This is a genomic window from Pseudomonas sp. P5_A12 (genome assembly GCF_056400685.1).
Genome location: NZ_JBFUKU010000062.1, coordinates 18,252 through 44,196, shown reverse-complemented (window position 1 = coordinate 44,196; position 25,945 = coordinate 18,252). Strand labels below are relative to the sequence as shown.

The 25,945-nt window shown below is 60.9% G+C and carries 21 protein-coding genes and 2 pseudogenes; 13 read left to right on the top strand and 10 right to left on the bottom strand.

Annotated elements, in window-relative coordinates; all coding sequences use genetic code 11:
* Positions 1-61: 61 nt before the first annotated feature.
* The gene (locus AC1DSG_RS11440; protein ID WP_477790986.1) at positions 62-1,060 is read right to left on the bottom strand and encodes an NAD(P)H-quinone oxidoreductase; all 999 of its coding nucleotides are present in this window, start codon (positions 1,058-1,060) and stop codon (positions 62-64) included.
* Between the two features lie 55 nt (positions 1,061-1,115).
* Positions 1,116-2,327, bottom strand: a pseudogene (locus tag AC1DSG_RS11435) (YbfB/YjiJ family MFS transporter).
* A 113-nt stretch (positions 2,328-2,440) separates the two neighbouring features.
* On the opposite strand from AC1DSG_RS11435, the gene AC1DSG_RS11430 reads away from it, so the two are divergent.
* Complete coding sequence (locus AC1DSG_RS11430) at positions 2,441-3,316, top strand: LysR family transcriptional regulator (RefSeq protein WP_477790985.1); 876 nt, start codon at positions 2,441-2,443, stop codon at positions 3,314-3,316.
* 101 nt (positions 3,317-3,417) lie between these two features.
* On the opposite strand, the gene AC1DSG_RS11425 is transcribed toward AC1DSG_RS11430, so the two are convergent.
* Positions 3,418-4,140: a pirin family protein gene (locus tag AC1DSG_RS11425; protein WP_007947050.1), complete on the bottom strand. Its 723-nt coding sequence runs from the start codon at positions 4,138-4,140 to the stop codon at positions 3,418-3,420.
* Between the two features lie 339 nt (positions 4,141-4,479).
* On the opposite strand from AC1DSG_RS11425, the gene AC1DSG_RS11420 reads away from it, so the two are divergent.
* A complete protein-coding gene (locus AC1DSG_RS11420; protein ID WP_477790984.1) occupies positions 4,480-5,430 on the top strand; it encodes a GlxA family transcriptional regulator in 951 nt (316 codons plus the stop codon).
* A 185-nt stretch (positions 5,431-5,615) separates the two neighbouring features.
* A complete protein-coding gene (locus AC1DSG_RS11415) occupies positions 5,616-7,100 on the top strand; it encodes an ATP-binding protein (protein WP_477790983.1) in 1,485 nt (494 codons plus the stop codon).
* Here AC1DSG_RS11415 and AC1DSG_RS11410 read toward each other — a convergent pair.
* The gene (locus AC1DSG_RS11410) at positions 7,065-9,869 is read right to left on the bottom strand and encodes an ATP-binding protein (RefSeq protein WP_477790982.1); all 2,805 of its coding nucleotides are present in this window, start codon (positions 9,867-9,869) and stop codon (positions 7,065-7,067) included. The genes AC1DSG_RS11415 and AC1DSG_RS11410 overlap by 36 nt on opposite strands.
* A 421-nt stretch (positions 9,870-10,290) precedes the next feature.
* On the opposite strand from AC1DSG_RS11410, the gene AC1DSG_RS11405 reads away from it, so the two are divergent.
* Positions 10,291-10,866 (top strand): flavodoxin family protein, encoded by a 576-nt coding sequence (locus AC1DSG_RS11405; RefSeq protein WP_477790981.1) that lies wholly within the window; start codon positions 10,291-10,293, stop codon positions 10,864-10,866.
* A gap of 33 nt (positions 10,867-10,899) precedes the next feature.
* Positions 10,900-11,724 carry an alpha/beta fold hydrolase gene (locus AC1DSG_RS11400; protein WP_477790980.1) on the top strand — a complete coding sequence of 275 codons (825 nt, stop codon included), beginning with the start codon at positions 10,900-10,902 and terminating at the stop codon, positions 11,722-11,724.
* Between the two features lie 299 nt (positions 11,725-12,023).
* On the opposite strand, the gene AC1DSG_RS11395 is transcribed toward AC1DSG_RS11400, so the two are convergent.
* Positions 12,024-12,464, bottom strand: coding sequence for a helix-turn-helix domain-containing protein (locus AC1DSG_RS11395; RefSeq protein WP_477790979.1), 441 nt, complete (start codon positions 12,462-12,464; stop codon positions 12,024-12,026).
* A 219-nt stretch (positions 12,465-12,683) separates the two neighbouring features.
* Here AC1DSG_RS11395 and AC1DSG_RS11390 point away from each other — a divergent pair, with 219 nt between their 5' ends.
* The 6 genes from AC1DSG_RS11390 to ycaC all read left to right on the top strand — a co-directional run bounded on the left by AC1DSG_RS11390 (position 12,684) and on the right by ycaC (position 18,192).
* Positions 12,684-13,670 (top strand): MBL fold metallo-hydrolase, encoded by a 987-nt coding sequence (locus AC1DSG_RS11390; RefSeq protein WP_477790978.1) that lies wholly within the window; start codon positions 12,684-12,686, stop codon positions 13,668-13,670.
* Positions 13,671-13,716: 46 nt separating this feature from the next.
* Positions 13,717-14,637 carry a LysR family transcriptional regulator gene (locus AC1DSG_RS11385; RefSeq protein ID WP_477790977.1) on the top strand — a complete coding sequence of 307 codons (921 nt, stop codon included), beginning with the start codon at positions 13,717-13,719 and terminating at the stop codon, positions 14,635-14,637.
* A 242-nt stretch (positions 14,638-14,879) separates the two neighbouring features.
* On the top strand, positions 14,880-15,074 hold the full coding sequence (locus tag AC1DSG_RS11380; protein ID WP_477790976.1) for a hypothetical protein: 195 nt from the start codon (positions 14,880-14,882) through the stop codon (positions 15,072-15,074).
* Positions 15,067-15,660: an antibiotic biosynthesis monooxygenase gene (locus AC1DSG_RS11375; protein WP_477790975.1), complete on the top strand. Its 594-nt coding sequence runs from the start codon at positions 15,067-15,069 to the stop codon at positions 15,658-15,660. The genes AC1DSG_RS11380 and AC1DSG_RS11375 overlap by 8 nt, the downstream gene beginning before the upstream one ends.
* Positions 15,657-17,495, top strand: a complete 1,839-nt coding sequence (locus AC1DSG_RS11370; protein WP_477790974.1) for an amidohydrolase — start codon at positions 15,657-15,659, stop codon at positions 17,493-17,495. Before AC1DSG_RS11375 ends, AC1DSG_RS11370 begins: the two co-directional genes overlap by 4 nt.
* 70 nt (positions 17,496-17,565) lie before the next feature.
* Entirely contained in the window at positions 17,566-18,192 is a 627-nt protein-coding gene (gene ycaC / locus AC1DSG_RS11365) for an isochorismate family cysteine hydrolase YcaC (protein WP_477790973.1), read from the top strand.
* A gap of 224 nt (positions 18,193-18,416) precedes the next feature.
* Here the strand turns inward: ycaC and AC1DSG_RS11360 are convergent, their stop codons facing one another.
* Positions 18,417-19,853: a mechanosensitive ion channel domain-containing protein gene (locus tag AC1DSG_RS11360; protein WP_477790972.1), complete on the bottom strand. Its 1,437-nt coding sequence runs from the start codon at positions 19,851-19,853 to the stop codon at positions 18,417-18,419.
* A gap of 201 nt (positions 19,854-20,054) precedes the next feature.
* Positions 20,055-21,074 (bottom strand): alpha/beta hydrolase, encoded by a 1,020-nt coding sequence (locus AC1DSG_RS11355; protein WP_477790971.1) that lies wholly within the window; start codon positions 21,072-21,074, stop codon positions 20,055-20,057.
* Between the two features lie 162 nt (positions 21,075-21,236).
* Between AC1DSG_RS11355 and AC1DSG_RS11350 the strand changes: the two genes are divergently transcribed.
* Complete coding sequence (locus AC1DSG_RS11350) at positions 21,237-22,133, top strand: LysR family transcriptional regulator (RefSeq protein WP_477790970.1); 897 nt, start codon at positions 21,237-21,239, stop codon at positions 22,131-22,133.
* A gap of 470 nt (positions 22,134-22,603) precedes the next feature.
* Here AC1DSG_RS11350 and AC1DSG_RS11345 read toward each other — a convergent pair.
* From AC1DSG_RS11345 to gspG, 3 genes and pseudogenes are all read right to left on the bottom strand, one after another.
* Positions 22,604-23,260: pseudogene (locus AC1DSG_RS11345) on the bottom strand (hypothetical protein); the annotation flags it as partial.
* 151 nt (positions 23,261-23,411) lie between these two features.
* Entirely contained in the window at positions 23,412-24,599 is a 1,188-nt protein-coding gene (locus AC1DSG_RS11340; protein WP_477790969.1) for a type II secretion system F family protein, read from the bottom strand.
* Positions 24,600-24,611: 12 nt separating this feature from the next.
* Positions 24,612-25,046 (bottom strand): type II secretion system major pseudopilin GspG, encoded by a 435-nt coding sequence (gspG, locus tag AC1DSG_RS11335; RefSeq protein WP_223512704.1) that lies wholly within the window; start codon positions 25,044-25,046, stop codon positions 24,612-24,614.
* Positions 25,047-25,241: 195 nt separating this feature from the next.
* Between gspG and AC1DSG_RS11330 the strand changes: the two genes are divergently transcribed.
* On the top strand, positions 25,242-25,850 hold the full coding sequence (locus tag AC1DSG_RS11330) for a lytic transglycosylase domain-containing protein (protein ID WP_477790968.1): 609 nt from the start codon (positions 25,242-25,244) through the stop codon (positions 25,848-25,850).
* Positions 25,851-25,945: the final 95 nt, after the last annotated feature.

Sequence of the window (25,945 nt, the reverse complement as noted above, 5' to 3'; positions counted from 1 at the left end):
GATCCACTGTGGGAGCCAGCCTGCTGGCGATGGGGCCAGTACTGCCAAAGCCATATTTCGATCAATCCACCTTCAACACTATCTTGCCAACATGATCCCCACCCTCCATCCGCGCATGGGCCTGCGCCGCATCGGCCAGCGCATACACTTTGTCGATCATCGGCAAGCAACGCCCGGCCGCGAGCACGGGCCAGACGTATTCGCGCAACTGTTCGGCAATCGAGGCCTTTTCTTCGCGGGTGCGTGGGCGCAACAGGGAGCCGGTGATGATTGCGCGTTTGGCCATGATCGCCAGCAGGTCGACATCCTTGGCGTGAGCGCCGCCGAGAAAGCCCAGCATCACCAGTCGACCTTCCATGCCCAGCGCCGCGATGTTCGGATTCAGGTACGAACCGCCCATGATGTCGAGGATCACGTTCACGCCTTTACCGGCGGTTTTTTGCGAGATGACCTCTGCAAAATCCTCGTTGCGGTAGTTGATCGCCTCGGCCCCCAACTGACGAATCACCGCGCACTTGTCCTCGCTGCCCGCCGTGGCGAAGGCCTTGACCCCGAACTCGCGACAGAGCATCAACGCCGTGGTGCCGATGCCACTGGTGCCGCCGTGAATCAGTGCGCGTTGGCCTTTGCTGGCGCCACCCATCTCGAACAGGTTGGCCCACACCGTGAAAAAGGTTTCCGGAACCGCTGCCGCGTGCACCCAATCCATTCCATCAGGGATCGGCAGCGTCTGGCTGGCCGGTGCCACGCAATACTGCGCATAGCCGCCGCCGTTGGTCAGCGCACAGACGTTGTCACCCACGATAAAGTCGCTGACGCCTGCGCCAATGGCCACCACTTCCCCGGCCACTTCCAGCCCGGGGATCGGGCTCATGCCGGGTTTCATCGGGTACTTGCCGGCACGTTGAATCACGTCGGGACGGTTGACCCCGGCAGCGTGCACGCGAATCAGCACTTCGCCCGCCGCCGGGGTCGGCACCGGCACCTGGCGCGGCTTCAAAACCTCGGGGCCGCCGGGCTCGGTGATTTCAATCAGGGTCATGGTTTGAGGCAAGGTCATGTCGAAGTCCTAAGGTGAAGGCGTAAAAAATAGACCGCATCGAGGAGTGGGTGATTCAGTCCAAAGCAGGCAACAAATCATCACGACGGTTGAGCAAACGCATACCCTGTTCCAGCAGCAGTGCAACCACAATCGCACCGGCCGCGATGACAAACAACAGAGCGTGATGACCGCCGCTGGCGTTAAACAGCGCCGAATAGGCAAACCCGGCGAGGGCCTGAAACGTTGCAAATGAAACTGTCGCGCGACTCCAGGCCACTTGCTGCTGGTGATGCTGCGGGATCAGTTCGTGAACCCGTGCCAGCGCCAACGGGACGATGCCCGGCGGGAACGAGCCGAGAATCACCGCCAACAAGGCCAGTGCCGCAAAAGAACTCGATATCGCCAACAAGCCAACGGCAATCGCCTGCACCACCAGCACCACGCGAATGCTGACCTTCGCGCCGAGTTGATCCGCGAGAAACCCATAACTCACCGGCCCGATAATCGCGCCAAGGCCATACATCACCCAAATCAGCGCGCCGACGTGCGGCCCGGCACCGAGCCCGCGGGCCACGTAATCCACCAGGAACACCATCGCGGGCACCAGCCCGGCGGCCATGAATGCGTATTGAGCGAACAGCAGGTAAACCCGTGGGTCAGTGGCCGTCTTCGGCTCGGCGGTTACTGGCGTGACGGTGGCGTGATGTGATTCTGACGGCCAGCCGAACCAACTGGCGGCGGTCAGCACCAACGACAGCAGGCCAAGGCCGAACCAGGTCTGTTGCAAGCCAAGGCTCAGCAATGGCGGAACAATCGTCCCCGAGCCGGCAATGCCCAGGCCAATGCCGAGAAAAATCGCACCGCTGGCCAACCCTCTGCGCGACGCCGGCACGTGTGGCAACACGGTCTAGGCCACCAGCACCATGATCGCGCCACCGGCAATGCCCGACAGCAGGCGCCAGCCGAAGAACCAGCTCACCGACAAGGGAAAGCCGCAGGCGAAGAACGACAGGGTAACGGCCAACATCATCAGCCGTAGCGCGGTTTTGTTGGACGTGCGTTGCGCGACGGGGCGGCCGATCAGGGCGCCAATCAGATAGCCGACCAGATTGGCGGCGCCGAGGTACACCACGTCGCTGGCGGAAAACCAGTGCGCCTGGATCAACGATGGAATCAGCGGTGTGTAGGCAAACCGCGCCAGGCCAATGCTGACCAGGCTGGCGCTGAGGCCGGCAAAGATTGGCAGCCAGATCGCGCTGCGCAGGGTGGTCGGTGAGCTGTGCATGAGAAGGCTCCTGTGAGGTTGACACTGGCCTTCAGCCTAGCGTGATTGTTTGATGCAATTACGCAGCGAATTTGCGCTATGGTGATGCGCATATGCATCAGTGGGGGAGCCGTATGAATTGGGATGACGCACGGGTATTTCTCGCGGTGTGCCGAGAGTCGACACTGCGTGGCGCCGCGCGGGTGCTGGGGGTTGATCAGGCCACGGTGGGCCGGCGCATCACGGCGCTGGAAAAGTCATTGAGTGCGACGTTATTTCTGCGCACCTCCGAAGGCTACGCATTGACCGCCGTCGGCGAGGCGGCACTGGCGGCGGTGGAAAAAATGGAGCGTTCGGCACTGGAACTGCAGCGGCAGATCCAGGGGCTGGATGACCGGTTGACCGGGCTCGTACGGGTCAGCACCACGGATTCCATGGCCATCGATTTCCTGATCCCGGCCATTGCGCGCCTGCATCAGCAGCACCCCGACGTGCGCGTGCAACTGGACGCCTCGACGCAGATTCTCAGCCTGGCCAAACGCGAAGCCGACATCGCCGTGCGCAATACCCGGCCGGATAACCCGGACCTGATCGCGCGCCGAATCGCCCGCTGGCCGGTGGGTCTTTTTGCGTCCCAGGCGTATGTGGACGCCCACGGCGTACCGGCGCCGGGTTCGGCGTTTGAGGGGCATGATCTGGTGGTGTATCAGCCGTACCTGCAAAGCCACAAGGACATGACGCTGGTGTCGGAACCGTTGACGCGCGGGCGGATTGTGTCGAGCCTGAGCTCCGGCCTGCTGGTGCGTCGATCCATTGCGGCGGGCATCGGGCTGGGGGAAATTCCGGTGTACATGGGGGAGAGGGACGGGCTGGTCAGGCTCTGGCCGGAACGCACGCGACCGCTGCCGTATGACGTCTGGCTGGTGACCCACGCCGACTTGCGGCACACCGCGCGGGTGCGGGCGGTGATCGAAGAAATTGTCGCGGTGTTTTCAGGGACAGGTGAGTGATGGCGAAAAGATCGCAGCCTCGTTTCACTCGACAACTGCTACAGGGTTTCGCATACACCTGTAGCAGCTGACGAGCGAAGCGAGGCTGCGAGCTCTTGAGCTTATGGCATTTCCGGCAGTTCTTGCGGGCGCAGATCGAACACCAGCACTTCGGCATCCACACCGTTGCTCAACGTCAACACCTGCTCATCACGAACCCGCACGCCATCGCCTTCCTGCAACTGCACACCATTGAGTTCGACACTGCCACGGGCCACGTGCACGTAGGCATAACGATTCGCGGCCAGTTCCAGCGCGGCGCTTTCCTTGCCGTCGATCAGCGCGGCGTACACCCGTGCATCCTGGCGCACCTTCAGCGAACCCTTGTCGCCGTCGGGGGAGATGATCAGTTGCAGACGCCCGCGTTTCTTTTGCGTGCTGAAATGCTCTTGCTGATAACGCGGTTTGGCGCCGCTCACCTCTGGCACGATCCAGATTTGCAGGAAGTGCACGGGCCGTGTCGCCGAGTGGTTGTACTCGCTGTGGGCCACGCCACTGCCGGCGCTCATCAACTGCACGTCACCCGGGCGGATCACCGAACCGGTGCCCAGCGTGTCCTTGTGTTCCAGCGCACCGTCGAGCACGTAGGAGAAAATCTCCATGTCGCGGTGCGGGTGCTGGCCGAAACCTTTACCGGCCGCCACGCGGTCATCGTTGATCACCAACAGGTCGGAAAAACCCTGCTCTTTCGGGTTGCGGTAGTTGGCGAAAGAAAAGGTATGGAACGACTTCAACCAACCGTGATTGGCCGCGCCGCGATCAGAAGCTTTGCGAAGGGTCAGCATGATGAAATCTCCTGTGGGGACGTTGATTCGTCCGAGTGAGGAGAAGGTTAATGGTTACTGGTTGATGCAATAAGTAGATGAAAATTGAAACACTGTCTCTTTCAGGTTGACGGTTGTGTGCGGAGATCACGTATTCATATCCGACGTCGATGCCACTATTGTCCATAATGCACCGCACCCTTTTAATGCCGGGTACATTCCCCCTGTGGGAGCGAGCCTGCCCGAAGGCGGTGTCACATTCAGCACTGCTGGTGACTGACAGACCGCTTTCGCGAGCAGGCTCGCTTGGATTGGTTTTCAGCCGATGGAACTTCCTTTGACTTCAGTGATTATTAATCCATGAAAACCGTCGCAATGGTGCTGTTTCCGGACTTTCTGCTGCTCGACATGGCCGGTCCGATGGAAGTGTTTTCCATCGCCAACCGATACCTGGCCCCGGCTGACCACTACGTACTCACGACCATCGGCACCGAGYCTGACGCATTGCGTGCGTCCAACGGCGTCAGGGTTCAGGCCGATCTGTACATTGATCAGGCGCTTGAAGATTACGACCTGCTGCTGGTGCCGGGCGGTCCTGGTGCCTACAACGAGAAACATCCGCCGTTGCTCGGCTGGCTCAAGGGCGCTGTAAATCGGGTCGGGCGCTACGGTTCGATCTGCACCGGCGCTTTTTTGTTGGGGCACGCCGGTTTGCTCGACGGTTACCGCGTGACCACTCACTGGCATTACACCGAACGGCTGATCAAAGGCTTTCCCAAGGCTACGGTGGAGACCGATCAGATTTACGTGCAGGACCGCAATCTCATCACCTCCGGCGGGGTGACTGCGGGCATCGACCTGGCGCTGGCGGTGGTCGCCGAAGACCATGGCAAAAAAGTCGCGCAGGACGTGGCCAAAGTACTGCTGGTGGTGATGAAGCGCCAAGGCGGGCAGGCGCAGTTCAGCCCGTTGATGGCCGCGGTCGCTCCCCATGAAACACCGATCACCCGACTGCAAAACTATGTGCTCGAACATCTGGACGAAGCATTCAGCATTGAACGCATGGCCAGCCTGGCAACCATGAGTGCGCGCCACTTCACCCGGGTTTTTGCCCGGGAAGTGAACATGACGCCCATGGGATTTTTGCAAAACGCACGCATCGACCGCGCCAGGAGCCTGCTGGAAACCAGTGACGTACCGCTCAAGACCGTGGCTTTCAAAAGTGGCTTCGGCAGTGTGCGGCACATGCGTTTTCTATTCAGCGAAAAGCTCGGCCTGACCCCCAGCCAATACCGTGAACAGTTCAGCTAACGCCTTGTGTCCGTTGCACGCACCGTGATGGCCGGCACGCTCCCTCCGTGGCCGTTGAACCGTCACTGAGGTCTGCCAAGATACCTGTGAACTCTTTGCAATGGAGGTGCTGGAGCCTGGTGGGCAAGTGCGATGGATGTTCGCGGCACTTTGAGCCGGACCAGGTTTTCAGCACGCGAACGTGCATGAACAGCCTTACTGATTTTTACAGCGAAGCGGTGCTGCATTTTGGTCCCTATGCGTTTCACCAGCGGCAACGGCTGATCCTGGAAGGTGATCGGCCCCTGCGCATGGGCGGACGGGCACTGGACATTTTGCAGGTGCTGGTCGAACGTGCCGGCACGGTGGTCAGCAAGGACGAGTTGATTGCCCAGGTCTGGCCGACGTCGGTGGTCGAAGAAATCAACCTGCGTGTGCACATCGCTGCGCTGCGCCGCGCCCTTGGCGACGGGCAGAACGGTCAGTGCTACATCGTCAACATTCCACAGCGCGGCTATAGCTTTGTGGCCCCGGTACAGCACGTGCCGGCAGGCGAGCCTGTGTCGATCCAGACTGTTCAAAACACTCTGCACAACCTGCCTGCACGGCTCACACCGGTGATCGGCCGTGACTCGATGGTCGGCAGTCTGGTGCGGCAGTTGCCGGTGCGGCGCCTGATGACACTGGTCGGGCCCGGCGGCATCGGCAAGACCACCGTAGCGTTGCGCGTGGCCGAACTGTTGTTGCAACACTATCAGGACGGCGTCTGGCGGGTTGATCTAGGGGCGATCGATGATCCCGCGCAAGTGCTTGAGCACCTCAGGCGCACCCTCGAACCGGACGTCGGGACGCCCCTCGATGGATGGGCGCAGCGCCATGCGTTACTGGTACTCGACAACTGCGAGCACCTGCTTGAGCAATGCCGGACATTGGTCGAAAGCCTGCTGATAGCGGCGCCCCGGTTGTCGATTCTGGTCACCAGTCGCGAGCCTTTGCTGGCCGCAGGGGAAACGCTCGTACATCTACCGCCACTGGCGGTGCCGCCTGACTGCGAACGGCAAAGTGTCGCGCAAGTCATGGGCTATTCGGCCGTGCAATTGTTCGTCAGTCGCGCTCGTGCCCGTCAACAAGGTTTTGTCCTGCGCGAACAAGACCTCAAGGCCGTGGGTGAAATCTGCCGCAGGCTCGATGGTTTGCCGCTGGCCATCGAGTTGGCCGCCGCTCAAATCGACGCATTGGCGCTGGTGGGGTTGCAAGCCCAGCTCGATAACTGTTTTCAACTGCTGACCCTGGGCCGGCGCACCGCCGTCCCCCGGCATCAAACCTTGAAAGCCGCGCTGGACTGGAGCTATGAACGGCTGAGCCCGATAGAGCAAACGGTATTGCAGCGCCTGGCGGTGTTCAAAATGGCCTTCAGCCTAGACGCCGCCATCAGCGTGATGAGCTGCGCGGTGTTGCTGCCTGGTCGCGTGAGGGAAGCGGTGGAACACCTGGCGCTTAAATCACTGTTGTCGCTGGAGCAGGGTAGTGGTGTAAGCCGGTACCGTTTCCTCAACACCACCCGCACCTATGCCCTGGAAAAACTCGAACGCAATGGGGCATTGCGCGATGTTGAAAGGCGTTACGCCCGCTACCTCCGCCGGGCGCGATCCACGTCAGGCGGGCAGGTGGCATTGCAACTCGTCGAGTAACCGGCGGACTTTCATCAGGTCCGGTGTGGTAAAGCCTTCAGTGAACCGCTGGTAGAGCGGCGCCAGCAGCTCATGGGCTTGCTGATAGCGGCCCTGACGCTTCCAAAGCTGTGCCAGTGTCGTGGCGCTGCGCAGTTCCCAGGCGAGGGCGCCCTGGGTTTTGGCCACGTTCAGCGCCCTGATCAGCACGGCCTCGGCCGCCTCGGTTTGCAGCGGGCAATCCTCTGCCAGCAGCGAGTTCGCCCTGGCCCGCAGAATCTCTGCCGTGCTCCAACCTGCGGTGCCGGCATCCGCTCGATGCAGCAAGGCCTCATCGACGAGATCGGTGTCCAGCGTGACCATGATGTCCTTGATCAACCCGGTGCCAGGTGAGGGGGGGCGTTGCGCTTGCGCCGGGTCGATCACTTGCGCGTAGTGGCGCGCCCAGGTGTAGAACCGCAGCACAGCGTGTTTTTGCGCCTGCTCCAGCAGCAGACGCAGCAGTTCACGAGCGCTGCGGGTGTCGCCGTTGTAGTGGGCGATCACGCAGCTGGCCAGGGCCAGGGTGTAGCAAATCGAGGTGCCGTGGTTGATCTGGATCGCGATGTCCAGCGCCTGCCTGGCCGTGCGCCAGGCTTGCTCCGGTTGGCCCTGCAACCACAAGATGCGCGCCAGAACCGTCAGGGCGGCCACGCTCTGATCGTAATGCACGCCAAAACCGTGGGTGAAGCGGTTGAGGTGGCCGCTCTGGGCCATGCGCTGGATCACTTGCCGGGCATCCGCCCCCGCTTGTTCCTGATCCCCGGCAAAGTGCAGGGCCAGCACCCGTAAGCGATGAGAGCTCAGCGACAGAACCGCCTCGTCTTGTACCCCCAATCGGCCGAATTGCTGGCTCTGCTCCAGCGCCATTTGATAGTTGCCGCAACTGAGGTTGACCGCCAGATGCCCGGACACCGCCCGCTGCTGACCGATCACGTCACCGCGCTGTCTGGCCAGGTGTCTGGCGCTGACGAAGGCTTCGATGGTTTCCGGCGTGCCGTCCTGGGTGTGGTAACAGCAGCTGCCGAGGGCAAGCTTCAGGGCCATTTTCAGCTGAAGGCAGGGCTCGGGCGTCGCATCGAGCAACGTCAGGGCCTTACGCACATACACGCCGTGTTCCTTGAGCAGCGACAGTTCTTGCCACAGCGGGGTGGACGTTGCGGCCAGGCGGATCGCCAGTGCTTGCGGCCCGTTTCCGTTCAAGCCCCAATCGAGCGCTGCGCGAATATCTTCCAGGCGACGGGCATAACGCTCGATCCACAGACCGGTGGGGATGTGCTCCCATTCGGTCTGGGCCTGATGCATCAAGGCAAGGCAGCGTTCGGCATGACGGATTTGCGTGTCCGCCAAGTCGGTGGTCTGGCCGAGTTTTTCAAGGGCATAGCTGCGTGTGGTGTCGAGCAGGCGATAGAACACTTCTTCATCGCCCACTTCCACGTTGAGCAGCGACTTGGCCACCAATTGGGTGACCGCACCAAACACCGTGTCGGGGTCGATGTGTTCACCGACGATCACTGCGGCTGCCGACTCCAGGGTGAATCCGCCCCTGAACACGCCCAAGCGGCGCAGGCAGTTTTGCTCGCAGGCCGTCAGCAGTTCGAAGCTCCAGTCGAGTGTGGCGCGAAGGGTCTGGTGCCGGCCCAACGCCGGCTGACTCCCTTGGGTGAGCAGGCGAAAACTGCCTTGCAAGTGCTCCACCAGTCCACGCAAACCGAAGTTGCCGACTTGTGCGGCGGCCAGTTCGATGGCCAATGGAATCCCGTCCAGACGATGGCAGATGTCGACCAGCAGTGGCAGTTCGTCATCGCTCAATTCAAAGCTGTCGTGGCTGGCCATCGCCCGCTCGACAAACAATTGCAGCGCCGAAAACGTCATGGCCTGAGTGCGATCCAGCACGGCGATGGGCGGTGGACAATCCAGCGTTTCAAGGCGCTGAACGAATTCGCCTTCGGCCCGCAGGCTCTCGCGGCTGGTGGCCAGAATGTGCACCTGCGGCGCGCCCCGCAGGATGCCTTCGCAGAGCACGGCAATGGCGTCGAGCAGGTGCTCGCAATTGTCGATCACCAGCAGCATCTGCCGGTCGTGCAGGAAGGCGGCGAGTTCGCTCACGGGTTCGCCGTCGTGCAGGGACAGATCCAGCAGCGTCGCCAACTGCGTGGTGACCATCAACGGGTCGTTGATCGCTGCCAGGTCCAGCAGGCGAATGCCGTCGCGGTAGCGCCCGATCAGCTGTTCGGCGACGCGCAGAGCCACGGTGGTCTTGCCGATGCCGCCAGGGCCGACAAGGGTGATGAAACGCTTGCGTGCCAGTTGCGTCACCAGGGTGTCGACCAGGGACTGGCGACCGATCAGGCGAGTGCGGCGCACGGGCAGGTTATGGCGGTTGGGTTCCGGCCCTTCGAGATCAGGGTGTTGCTCGATCAGTTCCAGCGAATAGGGCGCGACGAAGCTATAGCCGCGCTGCGCCACGGTGACGATGTAGCGCTGGCCGGCCTGACCATCGCCGAGGGCTTTGCGCAACGCCGCCATGTGCACCCGCAGGTTGATGTCCTCCACCACGCTTTTGGACCAGACCTGTGCGATCAGTTGCTGTTTGCTGACCACCTGCCCGGCGTGCTCCAGCAGGATCAACAGAATGTCCATGGCACGCCGGCCCAGACGCAGGGGCTGGTCAGCCTCCATCACCAGGCGTTGTCCGGGGTAGATCCGGTAGGGACCGAAATGCACAGCCTGATCGGGAGAAAGGGTCAACGGGGCACTCCAGCTGGCATCCGTCCAGGACGCGGGTTTCGAGCATATTCCGCAGGTTTTTTGATTAGCGCAATCCGGATGGCCGGTGTCTGTCGGGAGTTTGCAACGACTGCCAGCGCCCGGCACCCGCAGCCGGTGCCGTGTTTACGGTAGCAAAGGCAGCGTTATGGTTTTTGGTGTGCTATGAAAAATTAACAACGTTTAACTCGTCTTGCGTCTGGTCTGCGCCCAAAACTCTGTTCTTTAACTTCCACCGGTCAGTCGCAGTACGCAACACCTGTAGGAGCCGAGCTTGCTCGCGATAGCGATGGATCAGTCGACATTGACTGTGACTGACACACCGCTATCGCGAGCAAGCTCGGCTCCTACARGTGTTGTGTTGGCATTGAAAGCAGGGATTCTTGGTCATGAGGACGTCGCAATGAGCAACGTGGTGGTGGTCTATCACAGTGGCTACGGGCACACCCGGGTCATGGCGCAGGCCGTCGCCCAAGGGGTGGAACGGCACTTGGGCAGTACCTGCCAATTGATTCCGGTCGAAGAAGTGGAAGCTCACTGGGATCGATTGCACCGCGCCGACGCCATCATCTTTGGTGCGCCGACCTACATGGGCAGCGCCTCGGCGCCCTTCAAAGAATTCATGGAAGCCTCGGCGGCGTTTTACCTGGCCCAACCCTGGCGCGACAAGTTGGCGGCCGGGTTCACCAACTCCGGCAGCCTGTGCGGCGACAAGCTCAACACCTTGCTGCAGATGGCGGTGTTCGCCGCTCAGCACTCAATGATCTGGGTCGGCCTCGACGTGCTGCCGGCGCGCTCCGGTAACGGCGTGTTCGATGGGCAGATGAATCGCCTGGGCAGCTCGCTGGGTGCCATGTCCCAGTCAAATGTCGAGCAACCTCCCGAACTGGCCCCACCGCCCGAAGACCGCTGCACCGCCGCGCATCTGGGCGAGCGGGTGGCCCGGCTGGCGGCACGCATGAACCACTCACCGCTTTGATTCACCCCCCAACCCTCACTAAGGAAATATCCCATGAGTACGTTCACCACCCGAGACGGCACCGAGATTTACTACAAGGATTGGGGCACCGGTCAGCCCATCGTCTTCAGCCATGGCTGGCCGTTGAATGCTGACAGCTGGGAATCGCAGATGATTTTCCTGGCGTCCAAAGGCTACCGTGTCATCGCACATGACCGTCGTGGGCACGGGCGCTCCAGCCAGCCMTGGRMCGGCAACGACATGGACACCTACGCCGATGACCTGGCGCAGTTGATCGAGTTGCTGGACCTCAAAGATGCCGTGCTGTTTGGCTTCTCCACCGGCGGCGGCGAAGTGGCGCGCTACATCGGTCGCCACGGCACCGACCGTGTGGCCAAGGCAGGGCTGATCTCCGCGGTGCCGCCGCTTATGCTCAGGACCGAAGCCAACCCCGGCGGTCTGCCCATCGAGGTCTTCGATGGCATTCGCCAAGCGTCACTGGTCGACCGCTCGCAGCTGTACATCGATCTCGCCAGCGGGCCGTTCTTTGGCTTCAACAAACCGGACGCCAAACCCTCTCAAGGCATGATCGACTGGTTCTGGGTGCAAGGCATGGCCGCCGGCCACAAAAACGCCTATGACTGCATCAAGGCTTTCTCCGAAACCGACTTCACCGAAGACCTGAAGAAATTCGACATCCCCACCCTGGTGGTGCATGGCGACGCCGATCAGGTGGTGCCGATCGAAGCGGCGGGCATCGCCTCGGCAGCACTGGTCAAAGGCTCGACGCTCAAGATCTACCCGGGCGCCCCCCATGGTCTGACGGATACCCACAAGGATCAGCTCAACGCTGATTTGTTGGCATTCCTCAAGGGTTAACACACGCTGCTACAGGCGCCCCAACCCTGTAGCAGCTGWCGAGCCCCGGCGAGGCTGCGTTCGGCGGCGAAGCCGTCGTAAACCCTGAGCGCGGGTTCTACCTGAAAAAACGCTGCGCAGCCAAACGCAGCCTCGCYGGGGCTCGACAGCTGCTACAAATCCCCTGAATCAGCTCTGACTCACTGCCCTCCCCGTAGCAGCTGACGAGCAACGCGAGGCTGCGTCTGGGATTTGCCTGACAAAACGCGATTGCCCGTTGAGGTTCAAGACGGTATCTACCCGGCGTGCAGCGTGGGGCGTTATTGCGCGTGAAGTTGAGAGGTGTAGGCAGCGTGGTGGGGGTGTGAACGCACCGTACGACAGCGCCAGGCGAACGGATTGATGCCTTCGCTACGGGTGAACATGTGGCAGAAGTGCGCCTGATCGCAGAAGCCGCATTCAAGGCTAATTTGCGTCAGCGTCATGTCGGTGTCCTGGATCAGCTGTTTGGCGCGGGCGATGCGTTGATTGCGAATCCAGTCTTGTGGCGAGAGACCGGTGCTGCATTTGAACGCGCGGGAAAAATGACTGCGCGAGAGGGCGCAGGCCTGTGCCAGTTCGGTGACCTCAATGGTTTCATCGAGACGGTCGAGGATCAGTTGTTTGACCAGCCTTTCGCGCCACGGGGTCAAACCGCCAGTGGTCTTCTTTGGCGATTCAGTGACTGCCGCGAGGGCAGCGTTTTGCTGAGAATGGGCCATGACAAATGTCCGTGTCGGTGAGCTTCATTCTTCGTCGCGGGGGCGTTGGCAGGCGAGTTAAACGTTGTTAATTCCGTCCGTGCGCAACACTGCAAAAGGCGTTGACTGAGCACATCGCTGCAATTTATTCGCACGCGTTACTTGCAAAATCGACGGCATCCGACGGCATCCGACGGCGTTATGCGCGGCCGCTTTTTTTGACTGATCGAAGGAGAAGGCATGAAACATTCACTGGTTTGCGCGCTGGGGCTCGCGGTAGCGCTGGCGTCCGGTATGTCCTCGGCTCAGGCGCCGGCACAAGTCGGCACCCAAGTGCCGGGCTACTTCCGCCTGGCGGTGGGGGATTACGAAGTGACGGCGTTGTTCGATGGTTACAACGACCTGTCGCCGAAACTGCTAAAGGGCCTGACCCAAAGCCAGATTCGTGCATTGCTGGCCCGTCGCTCGATTGAAACCCCGGGGGTGCAAACCGCGTTCAACGCCTTCTTGGTCAACACCGGCAAACAGCTGATTCTGGTGGACACCGGTGCCGGCCAGTGCATCGGCGAAACCGCCGGCATGCTTTCGGACAACATGAAAGCCGCCGGGTATGAGCCGTCCCAGGTCGATGTGATTCTGTTGACTCACCTGCACCTGGACCACGTCTGCGGGCTGGTCGACGCCGAGCAAAAGCCGGTGTTCGCCAATGCCACGGTGTACGCGGCCAAAGCAGAAGCTGATTACTGGCTCGATCCTCAAGCTATCGCTAAGGCACCCGAGGGCGCCAAGCGGTATTTCAAAATCGCCCAGGACTCCACCGCGCCTTACGTTGCCCAGGGTCGCTTCAAGACGTTCGAGGCCGGTCAGTCGCCCGTGCCCGGTGTGGTCGATGCGGAGCTGGAGGCCGGGCACACGCCAGGCAGCACCACTTACCGCTTCACCTCGCAGGGGCAGGGCATTCTGTTCATGGGCGATCTGGTGCATAACCTCGCGGTGCAGTTCGAACATCCTGAAGTGTCGATCGGTTTTGACGTCAACAGTCAGCAGGCGATCAAGCGTCGCGCCAAAGTGTTCAGCGACACAGCCGCCAGCAAGAGTTGGGTGACGGCGGCGCACTTGCCGTTTCCGGGCATTGGCCACATCGCCGCCGAGGGCAAGCACTTCCAATGGGTGCCGGTGGAATACGGTCCTTACAAACGTGCGGCCAACGTACCGCTGATCGAGTAAAGTCCACCGCTTCGTGCCTGGCTCAACACATAAGGGAACCGTGCCTATGAACCGTAACGATCTGCGCCGCGTCGACATGAACCTGCTGGTGATTTTCGAGGCCCTGATGTTCGAAAAGAACCTGACACGTGTCGCGGAAAAACTGTTCATGGGCCAGCCGGCGGTGAGTGCGGCGTTGGGGCGATTGCGCGATTTGTTCGATGATCCGCTGTTGCTGCGCAACGGGCGCGGCATGGAGCCGACCGGGCGGGCGCTGGCGATTCTCAAGGAGTTGCAGCCGGCGATGGACGTGATCTCCGGCGCAGTCAGTCGGGCCAAGGAATTCGAGCCGGCCAGCAGTTGCGACGTGTTTCGAATAGGGCTGTCGGACGATGCCGAGTTCGGTTTGTTTCCGCCGTTATTGCGGCAACTGCAAGAAGAGGCACCGGGGATTGTGGTCGTGGTGCGCCGCGCCAACTACCTGCTGATGCCGGCGTTGCTGGCCTCCGGCGAAATCTCCGTGGGCGTCAGCTACACCACCGACCTGCCGGCCAACGCCAAACGCAAAAAACTGCGCGATATTCCCTGCAAAATACTGCGCGGAGACAAACGACCGGGCACGCTCACCCTGGATGAATACTGCGAACGGCCTCACGCCATGGTGTCGTTCTCTGGCGACCTGAGCGGCAACATCGACCTCGACCTGGCCAAGCTCGGTCGCTGCCGTCGCGTGGTGTTGGGTGTGCCACAGTTCAGCGGCTTGCGCGCGATACTCGCCGGGACGGAGATGATCGCTACCGTGCCGGACTACGCCGCGTGCGCGCTGGTGGAAGGCTGTGGGTTGCGGGCTGAAGACCCACCGTTTGCCATCGATGCGGCGCAGTTGTCGATGGCCTGGAGCGGGGTGCATGACAACGACCCGGCGGAGCGCTGGTTGCGCTCGCGCATCAGCGAATTCATGTCCGCGCCTTTGCCCATTCCGGCTTGAACGCGACGCCCTCCAAGCCAGACATTCACCGACCTCTGTGGGAGCTGGCTTGCCTGCGATGACGCCCTCACAGCCAACCCGTCATTCACGGATGTACCCAGGCTCACTCCCACAGGGGGCTTCGCAGGTAGATGGATCCAGGCGCATCCACAAAAAGAGCACACCCATCCAATTTTCCCCGCCCCCACACCGGCATTATCGAATGATGTACCGGCCCCTCGCTGCCGGTGGTTTTTTCATTTGTGCAGGTAGCCCATGAGCTGTTGTTTTTGCAGGTCAGCAGCAGTTTGCTCCTGCTGTGGGTGCACGGTTTGCCGAAGCTGCTTAACTACAGCGCTCAACTGCAAATCATCGAAGACCCTTTTCATCTGGGTGCGAACGTCGCGCTGATGCAGGCGTTCAAAGTCCGATTCGCCGGAGCGTTACGGTATGCCTGAGTCCAATCGTTTTGAGGAAGTCGTGACCCTGGTTATCAAGCACCGGGTGAAGGCGGGATTTGAAGTGCCGTACGAAGCCTGGCTACGCAACATTGTCAGCATCGCCGGGCAGCAGGAAGGGCACTTGGGGGTGGACGTGATACGCGGTAAAAACGCCGGCCTCGACCTGTACACCTGCGTCTTACGCTTTTGCACCACCGAGGCGATGCAGCATTGGCTCGATTCGCCGCAGCGGCTGGAACTGATTCGTGAAGCCACGCCGATGCTCGCTGACGGCGACCAGACCGAGGTTAACCCGGTCAAGGAATTCTGGTTCGCGCCGCAGACCGACACCGAGTCGCCACCGCCGCCGCGCTGGAAGCAGGCCGTGGTGACGCTGTTGGTGATTCTGCCGCACACCTTGCTGGTGCCACTGATCTGGGGGCCACTGCTGCAGCTCAATGCCTTCCTCTCCAGTTACGTGGTGGCGACGTTCCTGATCACGCTGACCATCGTGGTGTCGGTGGTGTACGTGTTTATGCCGATGGCGACGCGCCTGTTCGCGCCCTGGTTATCTCCTTCCACTCAACCCAAGGAAACGCGATGAGCGCTGATCTGATTTTATTCAATGGCCAATTTCATACCGTTGACCGCGAAAATCCGCTCGCCAGTGCCGTTGCCATCAGTGACGGTCGTTTCGTTGCGGTCGGTACCGATGCCGAGGCCATGGCCCTGCGCGGATCGGGTACACAGGTCATCGACCTCAAGGGTCGCTGCGTCATTCCCGGCCTCAACGACTCGCACTTGCACCTGATCCGTGGCGGTCTGAATTACAACCTCGAACTGCGCTGGGAAGGCGTGCCGTCGCTGGCCGATGCCTTGCGCATGCTCAAGGATCAGGCCGACCGTACGCCGACGCCGCAATGGGTGCGGGTGGTCGGTGGCTGGAACGAATTCCAGTTCGCCGAAAAACGCATGCCGACCCTCGAAGAATTGAACCAGGCCGCGCCGGACACGCCGGTGTTTGTCCTGCATTTGTACGACCGCGCCTTGCTCAACCGTGCCGCGTTGCGCGTGGCCGGATACACCCGCACGACACCGAACCCGCCGGGTGGCGAGATTGTGCGCGATGCCAATGGTGAGCCGACCGGCATGCTGGTCGCGCGGCCCAACGCAATGATTTTGTACTCGACGCTGGCCAAGGGGCCGAAGCTGCCGCTGGAGTATCAGGTCAACTCGACCCGCCAATTCATGCGCGAACTCAATCGTCTGGGCTTGACCAGTGCCATCGATGCCGGCGGTGGTTTCCAGAATTATCCGGACGATTATCAGGTGATCGAACAGTTGGCCAAGGACCAGCAACTGACCATTCGCATCGCCTACAACCTGTTCACCCAGAAGCCGAAAGAAGAACTTACCGACTTCAAGAACTGGACCAGCAGCGTGACCCTGCACCAGGGCGACGATTACCTGCGGCACAACGGCGCCGGGGAAATGCTGGTGTTCTCGGCGGCGGATTTCGAAGACTTCCTCGAACCGCGTCCAGACCTGCCACAAAGCATGGAAGACGAGCTGGAACCGGTGGTGCGCCACTTGGTGGAACAGCGCTGGCCGTTCCGTTTGCACGCCACCTATAACGAATCGATCAGCCGCATGCTCGACGTGTTCGAGAAGGTCAATCGCGACATTCCGTTCAACGGCCTTCCGTGGTTTTTCGACCACGCCGAAACCATCACCCCGCAGAACATCGAGCGGGTGAGGGCGCTGGGCGGCGGCATTGCGATTCAGGACCGGATGGCGTTTCAGGGCGAGTATTTTGTCGAGCGTTACGGTGCCAAAGCCGCGCAAGCAACACCGCCAATCAAGCGCATGTTGGCCGAAGGTGTACCGGTCGGCGCCGGCACCGACGCCACGCGAGTGTCCAGCTACAATCCATGGACTTCGCTGTACTGGATGGTCAGCGGCCGGACCGTTGGTGGGCTTGAGCTGCACGCCGAGGGCTTGTCCCGGCAGACCGCGCTGGAACTGTTCACCCACGGCAGTGCCTGGTTTTCTTCTGAGCAGGGCAAGAAAGGCATGATCAAGGTCGGCCAATTGGCGGACGTCGCGGCGCTTAGCGCGGATTTTTTCAGCGTCGACGAAGAAGCGATCAAGTGGATCGAGTCGGTGTTAACGGTGGTCGGCGGCAAGGTGGTGTACGCCGCCGGTGACTTCGCAAAACTGGGGCCGGCCAGTGTGCCAGTGCTGCCGGACTGGTCGCCGGTAGTGAAAGTGCCGGGCCACTGGCGTCCGGCTTCGCCGATGCAGGCGCAGGTTCACCATTGCAGCGGACCCTGCGGCGTTCATTCACACAGCCATGAAAAGGCACGTTTGTCGAACGCCCCGGTCAGCGATTTTGCCGGTTTCTGGGGCGCCTTTGGCTGCTCGTGCTTCGCGTTCTGACGATCAAATAAAAAGCGCCGGCCGCGTTGGTCGACGCTCTGAGCGATAAACATCCACCGAGGAGTTTCACATGAGCAACGTTCCGTACAAACGCCTGAACAAAGACGATGCCGTTGTCCTGTTGGTCGACCACCAGACCGGCCTGATCTCACTGGTTCAGGATTTCTCCCCCAACGAATTCAAGAACAACGTGCTGGCCCTCGCGGACCTGGCCAAGTTCTTCAAGCTGCCGACCATCCTCACCACCAGCTTCGAAAACGGCCCGAATGGCCCGATGGTGCCTGAACTCAAGGAACTGTTCCCGGACGCGCCATACATCCCGCGTCCAGGCCAGATCAACGCCTGGGACAACGAGGATTTCGTCAAAGCCGTCAAGGCCACGGGCCGCAAGCAGTTGATCATTGCTGGCGTAGTGACTGATGTTTGCGTGACCTTCCCGACACTGTCGGCGCTGGCGGAGGGGTTTGAAGTGTTCGTCGTCACCGACGCCTCGGGCACCTTCAACGAAACCGTGCAGCAAGCCGCCTGGGCGCGCATGTCGGCGGCCGGTGCGCAACTGGTGAACTGGTTCTCGGTGGCCTGCGAACTGCAAGGTGACTGGCGCAACGACATGGAAGGCCTGGCGAACCTGCTGTCGCCGCGCATTCCGAACTACCGCAATCTGATGAACAGCTATTCGGCGCTTGCTGCGAAGTAAGTCCTGCCGCAATGAAAGATGCCCGCCAATGCGCGGGCATTTTTTTGTCTGACGAATAATCCCGTAGCAGCTGCCGAGCCTGCGAGGCTGCGTTCGGCTGCGWAGCAGTCGTGGAATCATGCGCTGCGGTGTATCAGAAAGACCGAAGTCTYRGGTTTGCGACKGCTTCGCAGCCGAACGCAGCCTCGCAGGCTCGGCAGCTGCTACATGAACTGCGCGCGCCATTACACCGATTGGCGCTTTTGCAGCCAACTGAGGAAACCACCTTTCTTGATTTGCACCGGTTTGGCCAGCAACGTCAACCGGCTGTTCTGTTGCCTCACCGCTTGCAGTTTGTTCAAGGCCTGGCCGATGTCGCTGCGTTGCTCCATGCAACTGCGGGTCAGCGATTTGTCGATCCGGTAGATGATGCAAGAGGTCAACGTGGTGAACGTCGCCTGGGACGGCGTATCGGTAAGGATGCTCTGTTCACCCATCACTTCACTCGGACCCATGCGGCCGGCTTCGATGAGCCCAGTACCGTCAGGCACGGTGGCACTGACAACGCCGGTGGCGATGACCATCAGGCTGTCCGGAACGTCGCCAAGTCCGAGCACCACCTGACCCGCCGCGTACTGCTGTGCAACCATCGACTGCGCCAGTTGATCGCGTTCGTCTTCGCTCAGGGATCTGAAGATTTTCACTTCGTCCAGCAACGCCCGAGCACGGGTCGTCGGTTCTATCACGCCATCGAGCTGCCGGGAAATTCCCGCCGCTTCAAGGTGCCGATGCGCGAGGTCGAACAGTTGATTGCGCACTTCGCTTTTTTTGCCGAGCTCAGCGATAAAGCCGCTGGCCACGTATTCGGACATTGTTTCGCCAGCTTCTTTGAGTACCGCTTTCGGTGCCGGGTCCAGCAGCAAACTGCTGCTGCCCTGAAGCGTGCGTTCCAGTGCCTCCAGCACCCGACGCGGACGAATGTGGTTGGGCACTTGAATGCTGATCGACACGCCGTGCAGGTTGACTGGCCGACTCAAATTGACGATTTTCGCCTTGGCCGCCACCGAGTTCGGTACCACCGCCGTGCTACCGGCGCGGGTGAGCAGGTGCGTGGCGCGCCAGTCGATGTCCAGCACCTTGCCTTCCACGCCGTCGATCACGATCCAGTCGTCCACCTGATAGGGCTTGGTGGTGTTAAGCACGATCCCGGAAAACACATCGCTCAAAGTGCTTTGCAAGGCCAGGCCGACCACGATGGCCACCACCCCGGACGTCGCGAGCAAACCTTTGACCGGCAACTCCAGCACATAACCGGCCGCTGCAACGATAGCGATCAGAAACACCAGTGCGCCGATGACGTCCTGCAACAAGCGGCCGCTGTGACCGATGCGGCGCATCAGCACCAGGCCGATGACTTCAGTCAGCACGCGTGCGGCGTACAACCACCAGAGAATCCCCAGCGCCGTAGCGCCCAATTGCGTTACCCGATCCTCGCCAAACAGCGGTGCTTGCAATGGGCTGACGCCGGCGTTGATCACCAGTGCACTGAACATCACAAACAGCGCCAGGCGCACGCCAACCCGCGTGACGCGGTGCTTGAATGGCGCCAGATGCCAGAGCAGGGCGTCGATCACCAACAGCACGGCGCTCCACGACAACAGATGAGCAAGGACGAAGGACATGGTTAAACTCCGGCGTAAAACTTCTGTGGGTTCGTGTAGCAGCTGCCGAGCCTGCGAGGCTGCGTAGCAGTCGTGGAATCATGCGCTGCGGTGTATCAGAAAGACCACTGCTACGCAGCCTCGCAGGCTCGGCAGCTGCTACATAAGCCAGTTGTTAAGAACAACTTCGCCACACATTGCTGTGTGGCGAAGTGTATGGGCTCAGTTCAAATGAGTCTTGAGTTCCAGTGCCGCTTGGCGAACCGCCGCTTTCACCTCAGGAATCTGGCTCAGCGGGTTGAGCAAGCCAAAGTCGTGAATCATCCCGTTATAGCGCACGGCCGTGACCGGCACACCAGCCGCATCCAGGTGGCGGGCATAGGCTTCGCCTTCATCGCGCAATACATCGAACTCGGCGGTTTGCACCAGCGCGGCGGGCAAGCCTTTGAGCGCTTCGGCACTGGCTTGCAACGGCGAGGCATGGGGCTGCGCACGCTCGGCCTGGTCGGTGGTGTAGTTGTCCCAGAACCAATTCATCATGCCCTTGGTCAAGAAATGGCCCTCGGCAAATTGCTGGTACGAACCGGTGTCGAACTGTGCGCTGGTCACCGGCCACATCAACAACTGGAAGCGCAGCGCCGGGGTTTTTTGTTCCTTGGCCATCAGTGCGACAACTGCCGCCATGTTACCGCCGACGCTGTTGCCCGCTACAGCCAGACGCTTGCCGTCGACGCCGATGTCCTTGCCATGCTCGGCCACCCAACGGGTCGCGGCGTAGGCCTGGTTGATCGCGGTCGGGTAATGCGCTTCCGGCGACGGCGTGTAGTCGACGTACACCGCGACAGCGCCAGAGCCGACCACCAGGTCGTGGATCAAGCGTTGGTGAGTCGGGTAATCGCCCAACACCCACCCGCCACCGTGGAAGAACATGAACACCGGCAATTCACCTTTGACCTTGGCCGGACGCACGACTTTCAGGTTGATGGTTTGTCCATCGACCTTGATGGCGCGGTCGCTGACATCCACCCCTGACAGATCCACTTTCACTGAGTTTTGCGCGCCGGTCAGTACCGCACGGGCGTCCTTCGGGCTCATCTGCTCGAGCGGCTTGCCGCCACCGGCCGCGAGGTCTTCGAGGAAGGCTTGAGTGTTGTGTTCGACACCCGGGCTGCCGGCGGCAAATGCATTTCCGATGGAGAGGGCGAGGAGGGAAGCGGTCAGGGTTTTTTTGACAAGGTTCATGGGGTAAATCCTTTTTAATTAATCAGACGTTGGTTACCTAAGGTTCAGGTCGCTGTTGGCACTGTGGTTCAGGCCTCAGCAACACCGTGGACACAGATTAATAGGGTGCCGATAAGCGAAAAAGCGGCTATAAAGTGTTTGACTGTCAACCAGAGTGTGACAATGAACCCGTTCGAAGACATGCGTATTTTTTGCCAGGTCATGGACTCCGGCAGCTTCACCGCGGCGGCTGATCAATTGGGGCTGTCCAAGCAGTTCGTCAGCCGGCGCTTGATGCAACTCGAAGAGCGCCTGGGCGTGCGCTTGCTCAATCGCTCGACGCGGCGGCTGGACGTCACGCCGCTGGGGCAGAGTTATTACGAGTCAGCCTTGCGCCTGCTCGGCGAGGTCGAGCAGGTGGAGCAGGGCATTGCCGGGCAAACCACCGAGCCACGGGGCACTATTCGCATCAGCGCACCGCTGTCCTTTGCGGTGGCGCATTTGGGGTGCCTGCTGCCGGTGTTCTTGCAGCGTTATCGCGATGTCACCGTAGAAGTGGACCTCAGCGATCGCCCGGTGGACTTGCTGGGTGAGGGCTACGACCTGGCGTTGCGCATCGGCATTCTGGAAGACTCGACGCTGATCGCCCGACGCATCGCGTCAATCCAGCGTGTGTACTGCGCCAGCCCGACGTACCTGGCCGAGCGTGGCACGCCGCTCAAACCCGAAGACCTGCACAGCCATGACTGCCTGCCCTACGGCCACGGGCGTCAGGTCCAATGGCGGTTCGACGGGCAGGGCAAACCGCTGACCGTCAACGTCACGGGCAGGATGCGGGTCAACAACGGTGAGTTGCTCAGGGACGCGGCGATTGCCGGGATGGGGATTACTTACTTGCCGACGTTTATCGTCGGTGCTGCCTTGAAGGACGGCAGGCTGGTGCCGGTGCTGGATGCGTTTCGGCCTGAGCCGTTGACGTTGTCGGCGGTGTATCCGCAACATCGTCAGGGTTCGCGACCGGTGCAGGCGTTGATCGAGTTTTTGCGCGAGCGGCTGGATCAGACTGAGGGTGGGCTCTAAGCCTCACACACAGATGCCCCTGTTAAAGCGAGCCTGCTCGCGATGGCGGTGTGTCAGACGACATCAATGACGTATGACAAATGGCTATCGCGAGCAGGCTCACTCCTACAGGGGATTTCTGGGGTTTCTGTGTTTAGCGGTTATCAGCTCCTCTTGTCATCGCCGACTTCGCCATTGGCATGTACGCCACGGTCATCGCCGACTTCGCCGTTGGCATGTACGCCACGGTCATCGCCGACTTCGCCGTTGGCATGTACGCCACGGTCATCGCCGATTTCGCCATTGGCGTGAACGCCATTTTGGTTGTGGGAGACTTCACCGGAGCGATGAACGCCATTTTGGTTGTGGGAGACTTCACCGGAGCGATGAACGCCATTTTGGTTGTGGGAGACTTCACCGGAGCGATTCACGCCATTCCTGTTGTGGGACACTTCACCGGAGCGATTCACGCCATTCCTGTTGTGGGACACTTCACCGGAGCGATGAACGCCATTGTCATGGGCCACTTCACCGGAACGATGAACGCCATTGTCATGGGCCACTTCACCGGAACGATGGACGCCATGGTCATCGCCTGCTTCGCCGTTGGCATGAACGCCATGGTCATCGCCTGCTTCACCGTTGGCATGAACGCCATGATCGTCGCCTGGTTCGGCGTGCGTGCCACTGCGCCCGGAGTTGGAGGAGGCTGTGTTGCCGGCATTGCCCGGGCCATGGTCGCTGCCGCTGTGGCTGCTGCCGCTATTACCGCCGCTGCCACTGTTGCCGCCGCCACCGCTTCCACCACTGCCGCCGCTGTTACCGCCGCCACCGTGACTGCCACCGCCACCGCCGCTGTTGCCGCCGCCACCGTGACTGCCACCACCACCGCCACCATTGCCGCCACCACCACTGCCGCCGCCGCCGCCACCATTGCCGCCGCCGCCGCCACCATTGCCGCCGCCGCCGCCGCCCCCACCGCCACTGCCGCCACCACCGCCGCCACTACCGCCACCCCCTCCGCCGCCACTGCCACCATCCTTGGCCTGAGCGGTCGACATACTGGACAAACTGTCCGGTATCAATACGGTGGACGCCGACAAGACCGCGCCAATAGCTACTGCAAGTAAAAGCTTGTTGATGTGCATGTCGTTCTCCGTCTTCTTGTTCAGGGGTGGAACGTAGATGAACACTGCAACGTGTTGCCCGATTCAGTAGAAGAACACCCCAGCGTTCTGATTTATTCAGATGTAACGTTGATAAAAAATGCAACGTACCGCTCGACCCCGTTCCAGAGCCTCAGTGAATGCTTGAGGCGAGTTCGAAAATCGGCATGTACATCAGGATCACGATGACCCCGATCAACAAACCGATGAACGTCATGAGCAGCGGTTCAAACAGCCTGACGAACCATTCGAGCCAGCGGCTGATTTCTTCGTCGTAGAAGTCGGCGCTGCGCTCCATCATTTGCCCGAGGTTGCCGGACTGCTCGCCGGCGCGTAGCAAACGCAGGGACACCGGGGTCACGAGGTGATTGAGTTCAAGCGCGGCCGACAGCGATTGACCCTCGCGCACCCGTTCGCAGGCTTCGTCCAGGCGAGTGCGGGAGGCCACGGTGAGCAGGCCACGCACCATGCCCATGGCCGTGACGAGGGGGATGCCGCCTTGCAGCAAAATCCCCAGCGAGCGGTAGAAGCGCGCCAGTTCATACATGAAGATGCGTTGATGGATCGCCGGGACCTTTTCAATCAGACGGTCGACGCCCCGACGAAAGGCCGGTTGGCGTTGGAGGAAGGTGAGGGCGGCGATGATCGCCGGCAACCCGCCGAAGAATTCGCCCTGGTGCGCGTGGAGGAACATCCCGCTGGTCATCAGGACTTGCGATAACCACGGCAGGTTCGACCCCAGACCTTCGAACACCAGGCTGAAGCGCGGCACCACGTAGCCCATCAAAAACAACACCACGCCACCGCCCACCACCAGCAACAGCATGGGGTAGATCGACGCACTGACGATTTTTTGCCGAACCTCGTCCATGCGCTGGCGATAGCTGACATATCGGCCCAAGGCTTCGCCCACGGCACCGGTCTTTTCACTGGACTGTACCAGCGCAACGTACAGCGGCGGGAAAACCCCTGATAACTGGCCCAATGCCTGGGAAAACGATTTGCCCTCGTAAAGCAAACGCACCAGCTCACTCAAGGTTTTGCGGGCCTGTGGCGCGGATTCTTTTTCGGCCAGGCTTTCCAGTGCATCGATCAACGGCAAGCCTGCATTGAGCAATGTGGTCAGTTCCTGGCTGAACAAAACCAGGTTAAAGGTCTCGCGCTTTTGCAGACGCAAGGCACGCCAATGCCGATCGGCATGCAGGCTGACCACCCGCATGCCCTGGTCTTCGACAATTCGCCGGGCTTCGCTGTGGCCGGGGGCCTCGACGGTCATCGAGACCACACCGGCCTTGCCCACGGCTTTGAGATGAAAGCGCATGGTCTTCCCCCGTCATTGCCAGCTGGTGACTTCGGCATTCTCGCCTTCGCCGCCGGGTTGCCCGTCTTTGCCCATGGACAGTAAATCGTACTCACCGTTTTCGCCGGGATAGCGGTAGGTGTAGTTACGGCCCCATGGGTCCTGAGGCAGTTTTTTCTGCAAGTAAGGGCCGGTCCAGTGGGTTTCATCGCTCGGCGCGGTGACCAGCGCCTGCAAACCCTGTTCGGTCGACGGGTAATGGCCGACTTCCAGGCGATACAAATCCAGTGCCTTGCCCAGGCCTTCGATTTGCGCCTTGGCGACTTTGACTTCGGAACGGCCCAGTTGGGCGAAATACTTCGGCGCGACGATACCGGCCAACAGCCCCAGCACCACCAGCACCACCAACAGTTCGAGCAGGGTGAACCCGCGTTGAGTACGCCGGGCACGAAATAGTCGTTGTTTCATGATGACCTCACACTTTCGGCAGAAGGGTCGCACCAAAGGCTTATGCAATTGCCATGCTCAGGTTTGGGTAACCGTCTGGACTCCCCGTGCCATGGGCCTTCGCGCTTACGGCACAGAGCTTGCGTAAAGCTGTTCAACGATCGGTCATTGGGGCAATAGCCCCATTTTTCGGGGCCGGCCAGGGGAGGAAGAAAAATGAAAATACTCACCACTGGATTACTTGGATGTTTGTTGTTGAACAGCGTGGCACAGGCCGATGTCTTCGTTTCGATAGATGCCAATGGCAGCTATGTACTGTCCAATGTCCACCGTCCCGGCCGCACCTATGAACGGGTCATTCACGAGCCCACCGCGGCGGTCGTCAGTCTCGATCAGCAGCCCCAGATGATCGCTGCGCAACCCTATGCCGAGCTGGTCTCGGCGGCGGCCACGGACAATGAAGTGCCGGCGGCGCTGTTGCATGCGGTCATTCGCGCCGAGTCCCATTACAACGCCGACGCAACGTCCCCCAAGGGCGCTGGCGGGCTGATGCAATTGATGCCCGACACGGCGCGGGAGATGGGCGTCAAGGATGTCTACGATCCCAAGTCCAACATCCAGGGCGGCGCCAAATACCTCAAGCGCCTGTTGACCCTGTTCGACAACGACATCGCCCTCGCGGTAGCGGCCTACAACGCCGGGCCGCAAGCGGTGCTCAGCCGTGGCGGGGTGATCCCGCCGTTCGCCGAAACCCAGCGTTACGTGCCGGATGTTTTGCGCCAGTACCGCCGCTTGCAGGGCCTGGCGGCGGACGCGCCGTTGTAATCGAAAACGGAGTGCAGGCATTCCCCAATAGTGGGGAATTTTTGACCCGGCAGAAAAGTGGGGAATAAGTGGGGGAATACCCCCCCGACTTATCA

What these genes read in the sequence shown, in the direction of transcription:
- AC1DSG_RS11375 (WP_477790975.1), top strand. Translation starts at nt 15,067, where the DNA reads ATGCCTGAGTCCAATCGTTTTGAGGAAGTCGTGACCCTGGTTATCAAG.
- AC1DSG_RS11425 (WP_007947050.1), bottom strand. Translation starts at nt 4,140, where the DNA reads ATGCTGACCCTTCGCAAAGCTTCTGATCGCGGCGCGGCCAATCACGGT.
- AC1DSG_RS11360 (WP_477790972.1), bottom strand. Translation starts at nt 19,853, where the DNA reads ATGTCCTTCGTCCTTGCTCATCTGTTGTCGTGGAGCGCCGTGCTGTTG.
- AC1DSG_RS11415 (WP_477790983.1), top strand. Translation starts at nt 5,616, where the DNA reads ATGAACAGCCTTACTGATTTTTACAGCGAAGCGGTGCTGCATTTTGGT.
- AC1DSG_RS11330 (WP_477790968.1), top strand. Translation starts at nt 25,242, where the DNA reads ATGAAAATACTCACCACTGGATTACTTGGATGTTTGTTGTTGAACAGC.
- AC1DSG_RS11405 (WP_477790981.1), top strand. Translation starts at nt 10,291, where the DNA reads ATGAGCAACGTGGTGGTGGTCTATCACAGTGGCTACGGGCACACCCGG.
- AC1DSG_RS11340 (WP_477790969.1), bottom strand. Translation starts at nt 24,599, where the DNA reads ATGCGCTTTCATCTCAAAGCCGTGGGCAAGGCCGGTGTGGTCTCGATG.
- AC1DSG_RS11390 (WP_477790978.1), top strand. Translation starts at nt 12,684, where the DNA reads ATGAAACATTCACTGGTTTGCGCGCTGGGGCTCGCGGTAGCGCTGGCG.
- AC1DSG_RS11430 (WP_477790985.1), top strand. Translation starts at nt 2,441, where the DNA reads ATGAATTGGGATGACGCACGGGTATTTCTCGCGGTGTGCCGAGAGTCG.
- gspG (WP_223512704.1), bottom strand. Translation starts at nt 25,046, where the DNA reads ATGAAACAACGACTATTTCGTGCCCGGCGTACTCAACGCGGGTTCACC.
- AC1DSG_RS11355 (WP_477790971.1), bottom strand. Translation starts at nt 21,074, where the DNA reads ATGAACCTTGTCAAAAAAACCCTGACCGCTTCCCTCCTCGCCCTCTCC.
- AC1DSG_RS11395 (WP_477790979.1), bottom strand. Translation starts at nt 12,464, where the DNA reads ATGGCCCATTCTCAGCAAAACGCTGCCCTCGCGGCAGTCACTGAATCG.
- AC1DSG_RS11370 (WP_477790974.1), top strand. Translation starts at nt 15,657, where the DNA reads ATGAGCGCTGATCTGATTTTATTCAATGGCCAATTTCATACCGTTGAC.
- AC1DSG_RS11440 (WP_477790986.1), bottom strand. Translation starts at nt 1,060, where the DNA reads ATGACCTTGCCTCAAACCATGACCCTGATTGAAATCACCGAGCCCGGC.
- AC1DSG_RS11350 (WP_477790970.1), top strand. Translation starts at nt 21,237, where the DNA reads ATGAACCCGTTCGAAGACATGCGTATTTTTTGCCAGGTCATGGACTCC.
- ycaC (WP_477790973.1), top strand. Translation starts at nt 17,566, where the DNA reads ATGAGCAACGTTCCGTACAAACGCCTGAACAAAGACGATGCCGTTGTC.
- AC1DSG_RS11385 (WP_477790977.1), top strand. Translation starts at nt 13,717, where the DNA reads ATGAACCGTAACGATCTGCGCCGCGTCGACATGAACCTGCTGGTGATT.